Genomic DNA, 1,778 nt, shown 5'->3' with positions numbered 1-1,778 from the left:
GAAATTAACAGATGCGATTATTGCAACGATAGTTGAAACCATACCTATAAACAAAAAAGCATTTTCAAAAAAATTAATCCCTATAATTTCAAATCTAGCAGGAAAATCTCTTAATTTATAAATGAGCAAAAAGCTAAAAAGAGCCAATCCCCATAAAGAAATCATAATCTTTCTGTTATTTGACAGATACAGATTATAAATGATCTTGACCATCTTATATGACCTCCTTTCAAATTTAATCGTTTGTATTGAACACTCTTTTTTAATCAGCTAGTTGAGTTGTAGAGCCACTATTAAATGTTTCATTCCTTTTTAGCACCCTAATCCACATCGTGGAGTAATGTAACGTTGAAAAAGTAAACATGATTACAGATAAGATAAATGCTGTTTCTTCGGTTAATGTTATAGATGTTGCTATGTTACGTATATTATCTGTAAAGAACATCACATACCCCGCTACACCATGTATATATAAAATAGAAATCATACCACTTGCTAACAATAGTGGTGATTTCTTTAATATAAACATCTCAGGTATAGCAAAACGAAAACCTATCATGAAAGGTATTACCAAGATCAAAAATGACAAGAATCCACCATTTAATATACTTACTTCTGATAAAGCGATTGACACTAATGTAATCGACGATATAGTGGAAGCAGATATTGTTAGTAAGAATATTAATACTAGATTTATTAGAAATAACACGAATTCTAGAAGGTTCATAAATGGTTGCTTCATAATTATTCTCCTTTTAATTGTCCCCTTTAATATCAATTAATTTCTTGCTATTTAATATTTGATAAGGTTCTGTAGAGGTATTTATCTATTAAGAGTTTATAAAACCTTTTCGAAGTCCTACTTTATGTGCCTTAGAAAATTCCAACCTTTCTTTTTTAGCATTCTTTTTAATTATAATTAAAAAGAATGGAGCTGAAATAAACATTAATAAAATTACTATTAGTAATATCCATAGAAGGATAACTAATATCGCGTTTACTAAAACAGGAACATTAAAAATAACCTTAGTAATCATATAGTAGAAGAAATATATAATGATAATCATAATGCTAAAAAGTCCTGCACCGTTAATTAGTCTATAAACTTCACTAATTGATTCTATTAAATTTTTTTGCCCTTTAAAGTTTTTTAGAGTCATATTGATACACCTTCTTTCCTTTAAGCCTTATACAGCCTTTTCATAATTTTTAATGAACGTGAACCAAGTAGTAACTAAATAACTTTTCTCTCCTACAGACACTTCCCACTTAATTCTTTTTCCATTTTTCTCTTTAAGATTAATGTGGAATGTTTCATTAATGCTGGCTAAGCCTTGTTTCCAAATAAACTTTATGATACTTCTTTTAGCGTGTTTCTCTATATTGGAATAAAAAGATATGATTGAGACGCTAACTTGTATAAGTAAAATTGATGATAAAAACGATACGATAAGAAAGAAAGCTTCCCTATTACTATCAAGAATTTCGAAAAATAGTTCCATTGCAATTACCTCCTAACACTCATAATATTTATATCTTTACGTTCTTCCGTTTAATTAAATAAAAGATTGCTACCACTATTAGAGAAAGAATAAATGCATACATTCCATACATGAATGATTTATTTGTCCAATAACTAATGAATTCATTTATTGGTGCGGGCTCAAAGGACTTTTACTCATACCATTCAGGAATGACTACGGTTGTTGCGCTCACATGTAGCATTTGATGTGTCACGCAAACAACTATTGCTGCTACTAAGGGAACTATTAATACCC

4 protein-coding genes are annotated in these 1,778 nt (G+C 29.2%); all 4 read right to left on the bottom strand.

Annotated features, from left to right (window positions below; all coding sequences use genetic code 11):
- Positions 1-213 (bottom strand): hypothetical protein (locus ACTWQB_RS17185; RefSeq protein ID WP_443140381.1); only part of this gene is annotated, 213 nt, incomplete at its 3' end.
- A gap of 49 nt (positions 214-262) precedes the next feature.
- The gene (locus ACTWQB_RS17180) at positions 263-742 is read right to left on the bottom strand and encodes a hypothetical protein (RefSeq protein WP_443140380.1); all 480 of its coding nucleotides are present in this window, start codon (positions 740-742) and stop codon (positions 263-265) included.
- Between the two features lie 88 nt (positions 743-830).
- A complete protein-coding gene (locus tag ACTWQB_RS17175) occupies positions 831-1,160 on the bottom strand; it encodes a hypothetical protein (RefSeq protein ID WP_443140379.1) in 330 nt (109 codons plus the stop codon).
- A gap of 27 nt (positions 1,161-1,187) precedes the next feature.
- Positions 1,188-1,502 carry a hypothetical protein gene (locus ACTWQB_RS17170; protein ID WP_443140378.1) on the bottom strand — a complete coding sequence of 105 codons (315 nt, stop codon included), beginning with the start codon at positions 1,500-1,502 and terminating at the stop codon, positions 1,188-1,190.
- Positions 1,503-1,778: the final 276 nt, after the last annotated feature.

This window comes from Piscibacillus sp. B03, assembly GCF_052246295.1.
Lineage (GTDB): Bacteria > Bacillota > Bacilli > Bacillales > Alkalibacillaceae > Piscibacillus.
The sequence above is the reverse complement of the archived record's forward strand: the minus strand, read 5'-3'. Positions and strand labels throughout refer to the sequence as shown.